Raw genomic sequence first — 17,706 nt, 5'->3', positions numbered from 1 at the left:
GTTAATCCTTCAACTTAAAATATTAAAAAGAAACTGAGCCACTAAAGTAATAAACAGGTTTGCTATTACGGGCATCAACGTTACGAACGTGATTAAGTGGCTTTGCATATGTCAACGACAATGCTAGTCGATTCACTTGTGCTTTCACTCCTAAAGCTGTACCTGCTAGCGTGTCCATTTTATGAGTTTGCTTCAAGTGAACTTTACCAATATCAAATCCCAAAAAAGGTGAGATTTGAGAGAGATAAACTTTTTGTGGATAAAAAGGAACAGTCAACGTTTGCGATAAATAAGCACCGTGATCACCTGAGGCTGCACTACCTTTAAATCCTCTGACCGTATATTCGTCACCAATAGAAAATTGATTTTCTGAGTACAAACTATCGAAGCTATATTGTGCACCAATTCGCATTTGATAATTCATTTGATGGTTAAAAAGTGAAAAAGGGCGATACCAGTTGATACTCCCTGAAAATAATCTTAATGTTTTTTCGCGAGTTGAATCATAAGCAGAGCGATCCGCGCCAAACCAGCGCAAACCATTTGAATATGAAATGTCACTATATAATTTACCATAACCTAAATTTGTCACATAAGAGACACCTAAATTTGCTTTATAATTATGATAATTACCAATCAAAATATCCGCAAAGTAACTTAAACGTTTCTTGAACTCCAACTCACCATAAATCGATAGAATAGTTTCTTTATTGCGTAATAAAGTATTTGATAATTTTACCGTTGCTGTTTGAGTTTTTCCTTCTGAAAAATAAGTATCAATTCCTTGTAATGCTTTTTTATATTCTGACTCTGATACTTTAAGTTCTAATGTTGAAAAAGAAAAAGGTTGAATATAAGACAAGGCATAATTACGTTGTTGATTAGCTCGTTTATCTTTATACAATCTATAACCTGTTGAAAAATTCCAACGATCATTCGTTCCGAATAAATCACTCCATGAAACATTTGCTGTGACTTGATTACGACCATTAGCATTGCTTTCTGTGCCCGAATTATTAAAACCGAGAGTTAAGTCAGGAAAAAAAGAACGTTGTCTTTGAATATTCAAATCTGAAATACTTTTTTCTTCACTTGCAACAACATTCACTTTAGCTGTTTTATTCGTTGTGTTTAATATTTCAACTAGCTGATCGATGTCGTAAATGCGTAAAACTTTATCTTTTAAATTAGGTAATACAGAGACCATGGCGTTATCTCTAAAACCTTTTGGCTTTTCACCTTCAACTAATATCTCCTTCACTTTGCCCCAGAGTACGACAAACTCAAGATCACCATTTTTAATATTGGTGTTCTTTAAGCCAATTGCGCTAGTGACATAACCAGAGCGATAAACGACTTCAGTTAGTTCTTTAACCAACTGAAAAACAACATTCGCTGAAAGTGGTTGACCTTGATAAGCCTGGATGACATCACCAAAATCAAGTGATATGTTTTCACTAGCAAGATCAACGGATATGCTAGTGATTTTGTGTTTAGCCGTAGTGGCTGCATCAAGGTGAGAAAACGCGTTTTCTTCAGCAACTTGCTTATCTTCTAAAAACTGTTGCGCTTTTTTAAAGTTGGCATCAACATTTTCAAATTGTTGTTTGTTTTTCAATAGCAATAACTCTTGTGTCAATGGATTTAGTTCATTGGTATGAGCGATTGCTGAATAAACTAAAAGAATGGTGGTAGAACAACCCCAAAAGAAAGGATTTAATTTCCTATATTGATGTCGTCTCATAAAATCTCCATATTTTAACGAAGGGTGAAATTTTACTACAAAAAAATGAAATATATTTAGGCAGCTGATCGTACCAGTATAAAATATAAAATTGAACAAAAATAAAACAATAAAATAGCTAAAAGAATAAAAAATAAATACGTTTCATTTGATAATAAAGTCTTACCAAGAAATGATGGTAACCTATTGAATTTAGATGAGATGATTATTTTCAGAAAAAATGATTAATTAATCATTGCGATAAATCAAATAAATCACATTTATTATAATCATAATAAATGAAATCGTCAGCAAATAAATTAAGCGTTTAGAAAAACAACATTAAATTAAAGGTCAAACAGATTAAAAAATAATCTTTTTTTGTATCATTTCGGCAAATCGTTGGCTTTTTTCTAGATGTGTATTATGCCCTGCGTCTTTAATCAAGGTGAGATCTAACTGTGCTGCTAAGGCGAGTTGTTTAAACTTGTGGTCTTTTTCACCACAAAAATAATGAATGGGTAGCGATGTTGTCTGGATTTTCTGACGGAAATCAGGTTGTTTAGCAAGACTGGTTGCAAGTAGCATATTAGCGATATTATTGCCACAATGTTCTGCTCGCTTTTCAATTAATATAGTACGTTCTGTTTCAGTTAAATCATCAAAAACAGGTTGCTGATACCATGCATTAAGTACCGTTGTTACAGGTTCAGTACGAAAACGTTGCGCCCAAGATCGGTCATGTTGCCAACGTGCTTGCTTTTCCTGCTCCGACGTTAATCCTAGATGGGCTCCCTCTAAAATTAACCCTTGTAATGTAGTGTTTGCCTTGAGATATTGTAACGCGTAATACAAGGCAATCCGACCGCCAAGTGAATAACCAATGAGGTAATAAGGTTTATCACCTACGTTGTTGTTAAGTTGTAGGGTAAGGTAATCGCAAGTGTCTTCAAAGTTGTTAACATGATGATGTTTTGCCTTAGCATGAAAAGGGAGGTCAAGCGCAAGGCAAGAAAAGTGCGGTAAGTTTTCAATGACTTTTTGCCAGTCATCGCTGCTCCCAAGTAAACCATGTAAGAAAACAAGTATAGGCATGACATATCCTTATTAAAATACTCACATAATACGTGCATTTTACTAAGCGGTTATTTAATCACCGATGACAGCATAACTAATTTGCTCAATGAGACGTTTATAAATATTACTTCCATCACTCGGTCCTACTTTTATTTCGATTAATGTAGTTTCACGACGTGAATAAGCCATTTTTAATACTGCACCTAAATCGGCCCATGTGTAAGGGCGAGCGTATTTGAGATCAAAAGTTTGAGCTAAATGAGAAAACTCTAAATGATGTGGCATACGGTAATACTTATCTTTTACCTCTGTATCCACAGGAAGCATATCAAAAATTGCGCCACCATTATTATTGATCACAAAAATGATCGTTGGCTGAGTGACTTTTTTAAATAAAGCCAGCGAATTGATATCATATAAAGCAGAGAGATCACCTAAAATTGCCACTACGGGCTGATTCGCACCAATACCAACACCTGCTGCAGTGGCTAATAAACCATCAATACCACTTGCACCACGATTAGTGTAAATTGGGTAACCTTCGGGTAATTTGGCAAGAGCATCAACTAAACGGACAAATAAGCTGTTGCCTAAAAATAAAATCCCATTATTTGGCAAAATGCGATCAACATGATGTGCTAAAGAAGCTTCATTTAAATTCCCACCTACTTGTTTTTCAATAAAGCTTGCACAGAATTTAGAAAGCGCTAATGGTTCGAGCAACCATGGTTTTTGACGTAGCGGCGGATGCGCTCGTAACCAATGATGAACTTTTGCATTAAAACGTGTATGCGCATGGTGGATAGGATCAACTAGACGCTCACTGTGTTCTACAATCCAATATTCACTCTTGAACTCAGCTAAAAATTGGTTAATACGTTTACTGATAAAACCAGAACCAAACTGAATCACGATATCAGCTTGTAACAATTTTTGCTTCACTGTTTGATTTGCAAGCCAAATATCAGCATAAGGCAAGCTAGCTTCCACACTGGATTGAATATCAGTTAATGCAATCCAGCCCATTGTACTTGCCCAAGCCATAATCCCCATAGTTTGTTCAGTGGACAAGCGACCAACCACAATAATGCCACGCATTGTACGCCAATGATCCCAATTCGCATGCATTAATACTTCTTTTTGGTCTGATTGCTGTACAATCCAAGGTTTTTGCTGAGTTAGCCAACGATGAATATTTTCTAGCCATGGATGGCTATCCACAGCATCATTGCTAGCCTCATACAAAGGTTCCGCAAAAGGCACATTAATATGAATAACACCAGTTTGATGTTTTTGTTGATAACAAGCTTGATCTAAAGTTGAGATCAACCAATGTGCAGAATAGTCTTGGCTTGGTTTGGGTAAATTAATAGCGGCAACTGGATAATCCGCAAACATATTTTGCTGCAAGATAGCCTGATTTGCGCCACATTCAAGTAACTCAAGCGGGCGATCCGCAGTTAAAATAACCAAATTGATACCCGTTTGGCGAGCTTCAATAATTGCAGGGTATAAATTTGCCGCCGCAGTCCCCGACGTCACAATCACGGCAACGGGTTTTTTACTTGCTTTAGCGAGTCCTAAAGCAAAAAAGCCTAAGCCACGTTCATCAAAATGAGTATGACAAGTCACACGTTGACTTTCTTGTAAACGCACAGCTTCTAAAGTTAAAGGGGTTGAACGAGAACCAGGGGCAATACAAAAATGCGATACCCCTTGGCGTACAAGGGTCTCTAAAATCACTTTTGACCAACAACGATTAAATACGCTTATTGACATAATTGTTCCCTATTTATAATTGATTCTGTTGCAATAATGAAACTAAGCCTGCAGCTTTATGCTCAATTTCTATCCATTCTAACAGTGGTACTGAGCCTTCAACAATCCCCGCACCAGCAAAAACACATAATTGGCTATAGTTTTCTACTTGTTCAATAAAAGCAGAACGAATTGTGACACAGAAATCCGCCTGTGAGGCATTCATAAATCCAAGTGTCCCAGCATACCAAGTGCGGTCGAAATTTTCTAAATTTCGTAATACTTGCTTTGCTTCCAGTTGTGGTAAACCTGCTACTGCCGCAGTAGGGTGAATGGCTAAAAGTACATCTTTATCGCCACACCCTGCTTTTAGTTCAGCTGAGATCTTACGTCTTAAATGTTGTACTTTACGCAACTTTTTTAGTTCGACACCCTCAACCACAATTTGTTGTACAAAGGGTTGTAAATTTTGACAAATCCCTTCTACAACCAACTGATTTTCATATTCATTTTTCTTATCGTGCAATAACCAATCACTTTGCTGTTGATTCTGTTCCACATCATCTCCCATAAAAGCAGTGCCAGCAAGTGCTTCGGTTTTGAGACATAATCCTTGACGACGATACAACAGCTCTGGGCTTGAACCAATAAAAGCACGCTTTTCACTTTCAGCGAATAAAAAGTGGTAACAGCCTAAATTGTATTTTTCACTTTCTGCCAAAAAATCATTTGGATTAAGTAATTCAGAGGTTTTAAAACAACTTTCATTAGCCAATACAATTTTACTCACTTCACCTTGCTGAATTTTTTGTAAACCTAATTCAACCCAATGACACCACTCTATTTGATTTGCTTTTTGTGCGACTAAGTGAATTTGCTGTTGAACAGGTTGAAGTGCAGTCTGTTTTGTAAAAGTTTCTAAACAATGAATGGCAAGCCGTTTATCTTGAATAAAATCTTGAGTATCAATAAATAAAGTAACCGTTAAACCTGTTGGCGTTTGTTGCAATAAAAGGCGAGGTAATACAAATAAGGTTTCGCCATAAAACTGTAAGCCACCAATTAATGATAAATCATAGGTTTGCACAAATTGTTCAGCTAACGCCACATCAGAAAATGAGCGAACTTTCCCAACAGATGCCCAAGTTGAAGAACCATCGCGAATATTCAGATAAAATTGGGGATAACTTTGTTGCGATTTCAACCAAGACAACAAACAAAGAGGCGTTGTCGAGTGAATTTGGAAAACTGCGATCTCTTGATTTTCACGCGGCTGATAAGCATTAATTAGAGTAATTAACTGTGCTTTAATTGTTTGCAAATTATCCATGTTGAAAAAGCATTGTTTTTAGCAAAAAAATAAGTTAAAAATAAACGTTAATTCTACCGCACTTTAATAGAAAGTTTTACAAAATCTTTTCTCCTTACACAAATAAGCGTAAAGTGTCGTTATTTTAAACTAACTTTATTCCTACAGCGCAAACATAAGGTCAATCCCATGGTGCATTTTCCTAAATCAGATAAATTAGAACACGTTTGTTACGATATTCGTGGACCAGTGCATAAAGAAGCTCTTCGTCTTGAAGAAGAAGGGCATAAAATTTTAAAACTTAATATTGGTAACCCCGCGCCATTTGGATTTGAAGCACCTGATGAAGTTTTAGTTGATGTGATTCGCAATCTTCCAACTGCGCAAGGCTATTGTGACTCTAAAGGCTTATATTCAGCACGTAAAGCTATTGTGCAATACTATCAATCGAAAGGTATTCATGGTGCAACAGTCAATGATGTGTATATTGGCAATGGCGTTTCCGAACTGATCACAATGTCATTACAAGCATTATTAAATGATGGTGATGAAGTGCTCATTCCAATGCCTGACTATCCACTTTGGACCGCTGCGGCAACACTTTCTGGTGGTAAAGCTGTACATTATTTATGTGATGAAGAAGCTAATTGGTTCCCTGATATTGCTGATATTAAAAGCAAAATTACACATCGTACTAAAGCCATTGTGATTATTAATCCTAACAATCCAACAGGTGCGGTTTACAGTAAAGCATTATTGTTAGATATTATTGAAGTGGCACGTCAGCATAACTTAATCATTTTTGCAGATGAAATTTACGATAAGATTTTGTATGACGATGCCATACACCATCATGTAGCAGCCCTCGCGCCTGATTTATTAACTGTGACATTCAACGGTTTATCAAAAGCTTATCGAGTAGCAGGTTTCCGTCAAGGCTGGATGATTTTAAATGGTCCTAAAAAAGCAGCGGCGGGTTATATTGAAGGTTTAGATATGCTTGCTTCTATGCGTTTATGCGCCAATGTTCCAATGCAACATGCGATCCAAACTGCGCTTGGTGGTTATCAAAGTATTAATGAATTTATTTTACCGGGTGGGCGTTTATTAGAACAACGCAATAAAGCTTATGAACTAGTCAATCAAATTCCAGGCATAAGTTGTGTGAAACCACAAGGTGCACTTTATATGTTCCCTAAAATTGATATTAAGAAATTTAATATCTATGATGATGAAAAAATGGTGTTTGATTTATTAACCCAAGAAAAAGTATTACTCGTGCACGGACGTGGTTTCAACTGGCATTCTCCTGACCATTTCCGTATTGTTACTTTACCTTATGTTCATCAAATTGAAGAAGCATTAAGTAAATTGGCACGTTTCTTAGGAACTTATCGTCAGTAAAAAACAAGAATAATCTTGTTCGCTGCCAATCTTGATAGTTAGGGACTCGCTTTGATGAAAACGAGTCCTTTTCTATGCATATAAATAATAAAAGAAATAATTATTTGTTATTTTACTTATTGAAGAATATAAAAAAATCGCAATGTTAAATGATAACCAAATTATCTGGGTAGATGTGCCTTATGAGGCAAGTAGTCATGATGAGATCACAATTCCTCATGATGTACTTGCCATTATGTTAGAACAAAATGTGAGCTTACTAGCAGCTTGGCGTATATATCGTAAATTATCGCAACATGATGCTGCGAAAAAAACAGGGTTAACACAATCTGTAATATCTCAAGCTGAAAAACAAAATTCTAAACCTCAACGAAAAACTTGCGAACGATTAGCGAAAATATATCACTGCAAGCCTGAACAGCTTACTTTATAAAGACTACAAATAGTTGGACTAGTATCTATTATTAATTGAACTAGTCTTTTAAATACCAATAAAATGCCATCCTGTACGTATAGATACCAAAATAGATTATTCACTTTACTCGAATTATTATGTCCAATTAAGTCCCTTCTATCAAAAAATTAAATAAAAATAATTCTCATTGACTTAAATCAAATTATTGGTTAAATTGACCGCACTTTTAACTGTCAACACTCATCATGAGGAATGTGATTATGAAAAAAATCTCAATACTTGCATTAGCTTTATCTGCGGTTATTTCAACATCAGCAATGGCTGCAAACGAAGTTAACGTTTATTCTTATCGTCAACCCTATTTAATCGAGCCAATGTTAAAAGACTTTGAAAAAGAGACAGGCGTAAAAGTAAATGTTATCTTTGCTGATAAAGGTTTAGTAGATCGCGTAAAACGTGAAGGTGAATTAAGCCCAGCAGATGTTTTATTAACCGTTGATATTAGTCGCGTAATGGAAATTGTTAAAGCTGGTTTAGCACAACCAATTCACAGTGAAACATTAGAGAAAAATATTCCTGCCCATTTCCGTGATTCAAAAGATGAGTGGTTCGCGTTAACTACACGTGCACGTGCAATCTATACTTCAAAAGATCGTGTGGGTAAATTACCTGCTGATTTTACTTATTATGATTTAGCCAAACCAGAATATAAAGGTAAAGTTTGTGTTCGTTCAGGTAAGAATGCTTATAACGTGTCTTTAGTTGCATCAATGATTGCACATGATGGAGAAGCAAAAGCAAAAGCATTCTTAGAAGGTTTGAAAGCAAATCTGGCACAAAAACCACAAGGTGGTGACCGTGATCAAGTCAAAGCGATCAAAGAAGGAATTTGCGACTATTCATTAGGTAATAGCTATTACTTTGGTAAAATGCTAGATGATGAAAAACAACGTAGTTGGGCTGAAGCAGTTTATATCAACTTTCCTAACCAAAAAGCACAGGGTACACACGTTAATATCAGTGGTGTCGCAATTGCAAAACATGCACCAAATAAAGAAAACGCAGTGAAATTAGTAGAATATTTAAGTGGTGACAAAGCACAGCATTTATATGCTGAGTTAAACCACGAATATCCAGTAAAACCGGGCGTTGAGCGTTCTAAATTAGTGTCTTCTTGGGGTGAATTTAAAGCAGATAATATTGCATTAGAAAAAGTCGCAGAAAATTACGACAAAGCATTAAAACTCATTGACGAAGTAAAATTTGATCTTTAATTTAGCACTCATGCTGAATAATTAAATTTAAGGGCGACTTTTTAGTCGCCCTTTAGATATTACTTACATTTGCGATTTTAAGATGCATTTACTCAAAAAAACAGGCTGGAATTTGACCGCACTTTTCATTGTGCTGTTTTTCCTTCTACCCTTATTGTCCATTTTCTACCAATCTTGGCAAGCTGACTGGGGAAATATTCAACACCTCTGGCAAACTGTACTCACTGACTATAGTTTAAATTCACTTCTACTTGTTTTAGGTACTGTTTTCTTGAGCTTAATTTTTGCTATCCCTGCGGCTTGGATCATTTCAACTTACCAATTTACTGGACAAAAAATATTACAATGGGTGTTGTGTTTACCTTTAGCAATTCCAGCTTATCTCGTTGGCTATCTATACACCGATTTACTTGACTACGCAGGTCCAATTCAATCCGTATTGCGCCAACTTTTTGGCTGGAATAGCCCACAAGACTATTGGTTTCCTAGCATTCGTTCACTCGGTGGTGCCTGTTTTGTTTTAGCACTCGTGTTATATCCTTATTTATTTTTACTAGTTCGTGTTGCTTTATTAGAGCAATCAGAAAACTTAATTCATAGTGCTAAAACATTAGGTGCAAATACATTTTATTTATTTAGAAAAGTGACTTTTCCTTTAATTCGCCCTGCGATTGCAGTAGGTGCGTCATTAATTGCAATGGAAACTTTAGGTGATTTTGGCACAGTTTATTATTTTGCTGTACCCACACTAACGACGGCAGTTTATGATACTTGGCTAGGTTATGGTGATTTAGGTTCTGCAAGCCAGATTTCGTTATTAATGTTGTTAATGATTTTTAGCTTACTCTGGTTAGAACGTTATAGCCGTCGTAAACAAAAAACATATCAACGTGGCTATGAAAAAAAACGTAGTCTAAAACCACTTTCAGGTGTGAAATTGTTCTTTGCTCAAGCCTATTGTTGGGGATTAGTCAGTATTGCTTTCTTTATTCCTTTTGCTAAGTTGATTTATTGGGCGATATCTTATTTTGATATTACTCAGGCAGATAATTTCCTGAAATACGCCTATCACAGCTTATCCAGTTCGATGATTGCAGCAATAGTTTGCGTACTTTTAGCCCTATTCTTACATTTTTTCAATCGCCTAGCATTACAAAGCCCCCCCCTGCAACAACGAACAGCTTATTATGGATTACAGCTATCTTCATTAGGTTATGCGATTCCTGGTACCGTATTAGCCATTGGGATTCTTATTCCTTATACCAGTGCCGATCATATCGTAAATTATGCGTGTAAATCGCTTGGACTTTCACCTGTTGGTTTGATTTTCTCTGGCTCAATGTTCGCGTTAATTTCAGCTTATACTATGCGTTTTTCTGCGATGGCAATTGGAGGCATTGAAACCTCTTTCCAAAAAATTTCGCCTTCGTTAGATATGGCGAGCCGAACATTAGGTCATAACGGTTTTGGTATGCTACGCCGTGTTCATATGCCATTACTTTCCAAAGGCATTTTAACCGCCCTGATGATGGTCTTTATTGAAACGATGAAAGAACTTAATGCTTCATTATTATTACGCCCTTTCAATTTTGATACGCTAGCAACGCATGTATTTACTTTTACCTCAGATGAACAGCTTGAACAAGCTGCATTACCTGCTATTGCTTTAGTTTTGGTGGGACTCTTACCCGTGATTTGGTTAACCCGTTCACTAGTACTTAATTCAGAAAAAGATCGCTAATTATGACTATATTACAAATCTCTCAACTTACTTGTGGCTATAGTGCTGAAAATGTACTAAAAAATTTAGATCTCACGATGGCACAAAACGAGATTTTGTGTTTACTCGGTGCAAGTGGCTGTGGCAAAACAACCTTATTGAAAGCAATTGCGGGCTTACAAGATATTGAACAAGGTGAAATCTTATTTAATCAACAAAACTTAGCTGCACTCCCCGTTGAGAAACGTCAAATTGGGGTAATTTTCCAAGACTATGCCTTATTTCCTCACTTAACTGTTAAAGAGAACATTGCATTTGGTTTACAACATAAACGCAATGTTGAAAAACAAAAAATTATTGAAAAAATGACCGCACTTGTGCGTTTAACAGGCTTATTAGAACGTTATCCTTATGAGCTTTCAGGTGGTCAACAACAGCGTGTAGCGATTGCACGGGCATTAGCTTGTGAACCACGCTTATTACTGCTAGACGAGCCTTTCTCTAATATTGATAGTCAAGTGCGCTACCAAATGATTGATGAAATTAAAGAGATTTTGAAAAGCCAACAAATTCCCGCTATTTTTGTCACTCACAGTAAAGAAGAAGCCTTTGCTTTTGCAGATAAACTTGCCATTATGGACAAAGGCAAAATAGTTCAAATCGGTAATGTTGATGCGTTATATCAAATGCCTATCAATAAATTTGTTGCCGAATTTTTAGGCAATGTGAATTATTTAGATTGTGAAATCAAGGCAGAAAATCGCTTTGAGTCCCCTGTTGGATCATACCAATTTGAGCAAGCACTGAGATTTTCTAATGGCAAACTCATTAATGACACAAAACAAGTTCATTGGTTAGTCCGTCCACAAAGTTTCCAAATTCATAGTGATAGCAATGGCTCAGGTATGATTATTAAAAAACGTTTTCTTGGACCTTATTGCCAATACGAAGTGAAAATAGACAAGGCAATATTTAGCGTACAAAGTCCAAAACATTTCCCTGTTGGTGAAAAAGTACGTTTAAATTATAAATGTACTTTGCCTGTTTTATTTGAAAAATAATATAAATAGTAAAAACAAAAACAGCGCATGATGCGCTGTTTTTTATTATTCACCAAAATTCTCTGGTAAAAATTCTTGCATTTGTGCCCAAATTACACCGCTGTCTTTACCATATTGACGGATACATTCTTTCACTTCAGAGGCTTGCTGTGTTTCACAAAGCTGCCGTAATTGCACATAAAAAGCGTTAGCCAATGCACGCGCTGCGGGATTTGAAAAATAAAACAAGCCAACTCTTGAGTACAATCCTTTTAAACTATTTAAAATCAAACCATAGACAGGGTTATCTGACGCAAAAGCTAGCTTACGGAATAAATCATAGTCAAAATTAGTATAGGCTTCTGCACTATCTTCTAACGTTTCGAGTGCACTAAAGACACTTAGCGATTTTTCTGGTTCCAATTTAAACGCTTTTTGGATATAAATTGCTGAAATATTTGTTCTCGCTGATAGCACATTGGAAATAAAACTCGGTAATTTTGTACTATCTAAACGAATCAAGACTTCCAAAATATTTAAACCTGATGTTTCCCAGATATCATTGACTTTTGTTGGCTTGCCATGCTGAATATTCAACCAGCCATCACGAGCAAGACGTTGCAAAACTTCACGTAACGTAGTGCGAGTCACCCCTATTTTCTCCGCTAATTCACGCTCTGCTGGCAAATCGGAACCGGGGGGGAAATGATTATTCCAAATACTTCTAACAATATATTCTTCCGCTAAACCAGCCGGGCTTTGTGCTTTTAAAAGAGGTTGATCATTATTCATACGTTTCTTCTAGTTGATTGAATTTAAAATGTGATACAGCTAACAAATAGTTATTTTAGGTATTATCGTATAATGAAGTATATATTACAATTATCCCAATTATATGCAAAATTTTTTCAAAATATTAAGTATTAAACTAAGGTGGTAGTACAAATGAGTTATACTCAAGCTTTCCTAAAGAATTTTTTAGGAACAAGTCCTGATTGGTACAAAATCGCAATTGTTACCTTTCTTCTCATCAACCCAATCGTCTTTTTCCTGATTAGTCCATTTGTAGCAGGTTGGCTACTTGTCGCAGAATTTATCTTCACATTAGCAATGGCCCTGAAATGTTATCCTCTCCAACCTGGCGGTTTACTTGCTTTTGAAGCTGTCGCCATAGGCATGACCCATCCTGAGCATGTAAAAGCTGAAATATTAGCTAATTTTGAGGTACTGTTACTCTTAATTTTCATGGTGGCTGGTATTTATTTCATGAAGCAATTATTACTTTTTGTCTTCACTAAATTACTGCTAAGTATTCGCTCCAAACTGACACTTTCACTGGCATTTTGCCTTAGCGCTGCTTTTCTCTCTGCTTTTCTGGATGCATTGACAGTTGTTGCAGTGATCATTAGTGTAGGAATGGGATTCTATGGGGTTTATCATAAAGTCGCTTCTGGTAATAACTTTAATGATTCAACTGATATTACCAAAGATGACAAAATAGGAACTAATAAAGAAACATTGGAACAGTTTCGTTCATTTTTACGTAGTTTAATGATGCACTCCTGTGTCGGTACCGCACTTGGTGGCGTCATGACAATGGTAGGTGAGCCGCAAAACTTAATTATTGCTGAACAAGCCAAATGGGGCTTTGCAGAATTCTTTTTACGTATGTTACCAGTTACCCTGCCCGTCTTGTTCTGTGGCTTAATGACTTGTTTATTAGTAGAAAAATTTCGTATTTTTGGTTATGGCACTAAATTACCACGTAAAGTCTGGGGAATCTTAGCTAAGTTTGATCGCAATAATCAGCAGAAAATGTCACAGCAAGATCGCTTAAAACTTTTATGCCAAGCTTTAATCGGTATTTGGTTAGTGAGCGGTTTAGCGTTCCATTTAGCGGCAGTCGGTATTATTGGTTTGACGGTTATTATCCTCGCGACCTCATTCTGCGGCATCACCAGTGAACATGCAATCGGAAAAGCCTTCCAAGAATCTTTACCGTTTACTGCATTATTAGTTGTTTTCTTTTCAGTCGTAGCCGTCATTATCGATCAACAATTATTTGCGCCAATAATTCAATTCGTTCTCGCTGCAAGTGAAAACGCCCAATTAGTTTTATTCTATACATTTAATGGCTTATTATCTGCAATTTCAGATAATGTCTTTGTTGCTACAGTATATATCAATGAAACTAAAGCAGCGCTTGAAGCTGGATTGATTTCGCAATCGCAATATGAATTATTAGCTGTCGCTATCAATACAGGCACTAACTTACCTTCAGTCGCCACACCAAATGGTCAAGCGGCATTCTTATTTTTATTAACATCATCATTAGCACCATTAATTCGTTTGTCTTATAGTAAAATGGTTTATATGGCATTACCTTATACTATTGTATTATCTATTATTGGCTTATTAGCAGTTGAATTTCTTTTACCAAGCGCAACGACGGCGCTAGTTCAACTTGGTCTGATTGCATCAATGTAATCGCTAGCAGGAGGAAGCATGCTAAGCTTTTTTAAGACACTTTCAACAAAACGAAGTGGTTGGTTTCTATTATTACTTTCCGCATTAGCGCTAGAAGGGACTGCGCTTTACTTTCAGCATGGAATGGGATTACAACCCTGTGTGATGTGTATCTATGAACGAGTCGCAATACTTGGCATTGCTTTTGCAGGCTTATTTGGCTTGCTTTATCCTAGCGCAATGATTTTACGCTTAATTGCTTTAGTGATGGGTTTAGGCAGTGCTATAAAAGGGCTTCTCATCACATTAACCCATTTAGATCTACAACTTCACCCAGCACCATGGAAACAATGCTCTGCATTTGCTGAGTTTCCAGAAACACTGCCTTTAGATAAATGGTTTCCTTATCTCTTTCAACCTTATGGCTCGTGCAGCGAAATCTCTTGGCAATTTTTAGGCTTTTCAATGGTGCAGTGGTTAGTTGTAATTTTTGGCTTCTATACACTGCTGTTGGCTATCCTCTTTATTAGCCAAGTGAAACGCCTTAAACCAAAGCAACGGATGTTATTTCATTAAAAATAAAAATGGTGTAGTTTTAACTACACCATTTTTTATATTCACTAACATTGAATTTCTTGGACTACGAATTGCAGTGAATGCCTCGCTAATAACCTTGCTTTACGTTGTTTTAAGCGCTTTAAACGTAATGCACGTCCTTGCGATAAACGATACAATTTCTTTGTTGGCTTTAAAAAGCTTTTACGTCTAGCCATAGCATCCCTCTTATTGTGTTGCAACTGTTTTTGTTATTGCTTCAACTTCTGTGTTGATTTCTTCTGTTTTAATATTTTCTTCTAACTCAATCTCTTCAATATGTGCTTGCTGAATACGATAATAATGCACAATACTATTCATATAACGTCGAATATTTTCAACATAATGATAGGCTTCATAACCTCGCGCATAACCATATTTTAAACTTGTGTAATAACGTTTTTCAGCTAATAATGGTAAATTCTTTTTCACATCTAACCAATTATCAGGATCGCCGCCTAAGCTTTTAGTTAAACGACGAGCATCAAGTAAATGTCCTAATCCCATATTATATGCCGCTAAGGCAAACCAAATACGCTCATCTTCTGCAATAGTATCAGGCATTTGTGTAATAAGCCAATGCAAGTATTCTGAACCTGCTTTAATACTCTGTTCTGGATCGGTACGATCTTTAATACGCATGCGATCCGCAGTCGCCTTCGTCAACATCATCATACCACGCACCCCTGTTGGTGAAGTCGCATCAGGATTCCAATGAGATTCTTGATAAGCAATAGCGGCTAATAAACGCCAATCTAAATCGCCTTTATACTTTTCAAATAGTGGCGCGAATTTAGGTAATACTGTTTCAATCGCTCTTAAATAGCTCCGCGTATCAACATAATCAAATTGCGCCAAATGATTAAAATATTTTTCCTCAATACGCGCAATTAAACCCGTTTCAATTGCATTATTCATGAAATCAAGTAAAGACGCTTGTAACTCACTATAAGAATTACTTGGTAAGTACCAATGTACAGTCGATTCATCAGCCACATCAAATGCCACAGCGACATTAGGCTTAATTTGCTGAACGGCTGACACATCAATAGAATTTGCAATCACATAGTCAATTTTGCCATTAGCCATCTGAATTAACAGTTCTTCAGGCGTTAATTTTTCATTAACATGCCAACTCAACGAGGGAAATTTTTCTTTTGCTTCTTCTAACAAGTCTGTGAGTTCAGAGCCAGAGGCAATACTCAGCGTACCTTTTAACTCACCTAAACCACGTGGGCGTTCTGTACCTTTGCGATAGACCAATTGCCAAGAGGCAGAGTTATAAGTAGGTCCAACTTGAAACTTATCGAGCTTCTTTGGTTGATATAACAAATTAGCCGCAGCAATATCAATTTTATTATTCTCTAAGGCTTGGAATAATTCATCTCCGTTTACCATCGCTGAAATTTCAAGTTCAACATTAAGATAATCAGCAAAGGCTTTGCTCAATTCATATTCAATCCCAGCGGGCTGTCCGGAATGATCAATAAAATAAGAAATCGGATTATTAATCGTTCCCACAACTAACTTACCGCGACTTTGGATCGCTGTATAACGATTCTCTTCCGAGCGCATTATTTGTTGCCAAGGGAATACCATATCTACCGCCCACAATAGCAACGCTACTATCGCGATAATACGTATAAATAAACCTTTCAAATGACCTCTTTTTGCTTGATGACCTTAAATTTAGGCATTTTAACCATTAAATTGAGATTAGACAAATCAAAAAGTGCGGTCGTTTTTTATCAAATTTTTGATATGTTGCGGCAATAGCTCAAGATTTTGTTGCTACGAAAACATCATCCTCATACACAAACTTTATGCTGAGAATAGCTTTACTACGCTAACAAACTACATAGAGTTTGTTAAAACACAACTCTCTTTTGTGGCTTTTCTTGTTTATTGAGAGGCACATTCATATAATGTGCGCACATATATTCCTACTATAATTTAGGTGATTACGATGGATCTCGCCATTTATCTTCAGTTCTTTATTGGACTGATTGCACTCGTCAACCCACTAGGTGTTGTACCAATTTTTTATTCAATGACTGCAACACTGTCAAAAGAACAGCAAAACAAAACAGGGTTAATCACTTGTATTTCCATCGTTATCATTCTGCTCGTGAGTTTTTTCTTTGGTAATTTTATTTTAAATGCCTTTCATATTTCTATTGACTCTTTCCGTATTGCTGGTGGCATTGTTGTAATTTTAATTGCTTTAACCATGATTAACGGGAAAATTGGTGAACATAAAATAAACAAAGAAGAAAAAAATGAAAACTTTGATGATTACAATAATATTGCAGTTGTCCCTCTTGCGATGCCAATCATGGCTGGTCCTGGTTCTATTAGCGCCACGATTGTGTTTGGCTCAACACAGCATGGCATTGTAGATTATTTTTATTCATCTATTACGATTATGTTATTTGGGCTAGGGTGTTATATTTTGTTTCGTTATTCTGAACCCGTTATCAAAAAACTGGGTAAAACAGGTTCGAATGTGATTACACGTATTATGGGCTTGTTACTAATGTCACTTGGTATCGAAATCATTATCGGTGGGTTAAAAAACTTAGGTATTGTATAACCTCTCAATCTTAAAAAAGACGTTGTTATAGTTGCAATATAAGCAACTATAACAGCATCTTTTTAATCACATCATGATAGGATTATCTAAAAGCAGTATTCTCTGAAATAACAAACTGATTTTACTCACACTAAGCGGCTATCAAAAAGGCAACATCTGATACAACATACTAGTCATCAAGCTATCAATCTATGAATAATAAAACAACTTACTATTTTTTATCCATTTCCAATCTCTCCGTCAAAAAAATATACTTTTCACCACTATAACAACCTAAAATTGAAATAAATCTAACAAACAAACCACTTACTTAGAATAATTCTAATTTAAGTT

The 17,706-nt window shown here is 36.2% G+C and carries 15 protein-coding genes; 8 read left to right on the top strand and 7 right to left on the bottom strand.

From position 1 onward, the window contains the following. Window positions 1-22: 22 nt before the first annotated feature. The 4 genes from C0975_RS05445 to C0975_RS05430 all read right to left on the bottom strand — a co-directional run bounded on the left by C0975_RS05445 (window position 23) and on the right by C0975_RS05430 (window position 5,888). Window positions 23-1,744, bottom strand: coding sequence for a ShlB/FhaC/HecB family hemolysin secretion/activation protein (locus C0975_RS05445; protein WP_101775381.1), 1,722 nt, complete (start codon window positions 1,742-1,744; stop codon window positions 23-25). Between the two features lie 342 nt (window positions 1,745-2,086). Next, a complete protein-coding gene (menH, locus tag C0975_RS05440) occupies window positions 2,087-2,818 on the bottom strand; it encodes a 2-succinyl-6-hydroxy-2,4-cyclohexadiene-1-carboxylate synthase (protein WP_101775380.1) in 732 nt (243 codons plus the stop codon). Between the two features lie 54 nt (window positions 2,819-2,872). Then, the gene (gene menD, locus C0975_RS05435) at window positions 2,873-4,579 is read right to left on the bottom strand and encodes a 2-succinyl-5-enolpyruvyl-6-hydroxy-3-cyclohexene-1-carboxylic-acid synthase (protein WP_101775379.1); all 1,707 of its coding nucleotides are present in this window, start codon (window positions 4,577-4,579) and stop codon (window positions 2,873-2,875) included. 13 nt (window positions 4,580-4,592) lie between these two features. Continuing rightward, the gene (locus C0975_RS05430; protein ID WP_101775378.1) at window positions 4,593-5,888 is read right to left on the bottom strand and encodes an isochorismate synthase; all 1,296 of its coding nucleotides are present in this window, start codon (window positions 5,886-5,888) and stop codon (window positions 4,593-4,595) included. A gap of 168 nt (window positions 5,889-6,056) precedes the next feature. On the opposite strand from C0975_RS05430, the gene C0975_RS05425 reads away from it, so the two are divergent. The 5 genes from C0975_RS05425 (at window position 6,057) to C0975_RS05405 (ending at window position 11,741) form a co-directional block, all read left to right on the top strand. Next, window positions 6,057-7,271, top strand: a complete 1,215-nt coding sequence (locus C0975_RS05425) for a pyridoxal phosphate-dependent aminotransferase (protein WP_101775377.1) — start codon at window positions 6,057-6,059, stop codon at window positions 7,269-7,271. A gap of 142 nt (window positions 7,272-7,413) precedes the next feature. Continuing rightward, a complete protein-coding gene (locus tag C0975_RS05420; protein ID WP_101775376.1) occupies window positions 7,414-7,704 on the top strand; it encodes a helix-turn-helix domain-containing protein in 291 nt (96 codons plus the stop codon). Between the two features lie 242 nt (window positions 7,705-7,946). Continuing rightward, entirely contained in the window at window positions 7,947-8,960 is a 1,014-nt protein-coding gene (locus C0975_RS05415; RefSeq protein WP_101775375.1) for a Fe(3+) ABC transporter substrate-binding protein, read from the top strand. A gap of 82 nt (window positions 8,961-9,042) precedes the next feature. Then, complete coding sequence (locus tag C0975_RS05410) at window positions 9,043-10,701, top strand: ABC transporter permease (protein WP_101775374.1); 1,659 nt, start codon at window positions 9,043-9,045, stop codon at window positions 10,699-10,701. A 2-nt stretch (window positions 10,702-10,703) separates the two neighbouring features. Continuing rightward, complete coding sequence (locus C0975_RS05405; RefSeq protein ID WP_101775373.1) at window positions 10,704-11,741, top strand: ABC transporter ATP-binding protein; 1,038 nt, start codon at window positions 10,704-10,706, stop codon at window positions 11,739-11,741. A 45-nt stretch (window positions 11,742-11,786) separates the two neighbouring features. On the opposite strand, the gene fadR is transcribed toward C0975_RS05405, so the two are convergent. Continuing rightward, the gene (gene fadR, locus C0975_RS05400; RefSeq protein ID WP_101775372.1) at window positions 11,787-12,512 is read right to left on the bottom strand and encodes a fatty acid metabolism transcriptional regulator FadR; all 726 of its coding nucleotides are present in this window, start codon (window positions 12,510-12,512) and stop codon (window positions 11,787-11,789) included. Window positions 12,513-12,665: 153 nt separating this feature from the next. Between fadR and nhaB the strand changes: the two genes are divergently transcribed. Continuing rightward, window positions 12,666-14,207 carry a Na(+)/H(+) antiporter NhaB gene (nhaB, locus tag C0975_RS05395; protein WP_101775371.1) on the top strand — a complete coding sequence of 514 codons (1,542 nt, stop codon included), beginning with the start codon at window positions 12,666-12,668 and terminating at the stop codon, window positions 14,205-14,207. Window positions 14,208-14,225: 18 nt separating this feature from the next. After that, entirely contained in the window at window positions 14,226-14,762 is a 537-nt protein-coding gene (gene dsbB, locus C0975_RS05390) for a disulfide bond formation protein DsbB (RefSeq protein WP_101775370.1), read from the top strand. Window positions 14,763-14,806: 44 nt separating this feature from the next. Here the strand turns inward: dsbB and C0975_RS11355 are convergent, their stop codons facing one another. Together C0975_RS11355 and mltF are read right to left on the bottom strand one after the other, a co-directional pair. After that, window positions 14,807-14,959 carry a hypothetical protein gene (locus C0975_RS11355; RefSeq protein WP_162837296.1) on the bottom strand — a complete coding sequence of 51 codons (153 nt, stop codon included), beginning with the start codon at window positions 14,957-14,959 and terminating at the stop codon, window positions 14,807-14,809. Between the two features lie 10 nt (window positions 14,960-14,969). Then, window positions 14,970-16,439 (bottom strand): membrane-bound lytic murein transglycosylase MltF, encoded by a 1,470-nt coding sequence (gene mltF / locus C0975_RS05385; RefSeq protein ID WP_101775369.1) that lies wholly within the window; start codon window positions 16,437-16,439, stop codon window positions 14,970-14,972. Between the two features lie 307 nt (window positions 16,440-16,746). On the opposite strand from mltF, the gene C0975_RS05380 reads away from it, so the two are divergent. Then, window positions 16,747-17,373 (top strand): YchE family NAAT transporter, encoded by a 627-nt coding sequence (locus C0975_RS05380; RefSeq protein ID WP_101775368.1) that lies wholly within the window; start codon window positions 16,747-16,749, stop codon window positions 17,371-17,373. Window positions 17,374-17,706 lie beyond the last annotated feature (333 nt).

Origin of the sequence: Pasteurella oralis, assembly GCF_002850605.1 — a bacterium.
Taxonomy (GTDB): Bacteria; Pseudomonadota; Gammaproteobacteria; order Enterobacterales; family Pasteurellaceae; genus Pasteurella; species Pasteurella oralis.
Note: the sequence above shows the minus strand (reverse complement) of the source record. Positions and strands in the feature narration are given on the sequence as shown.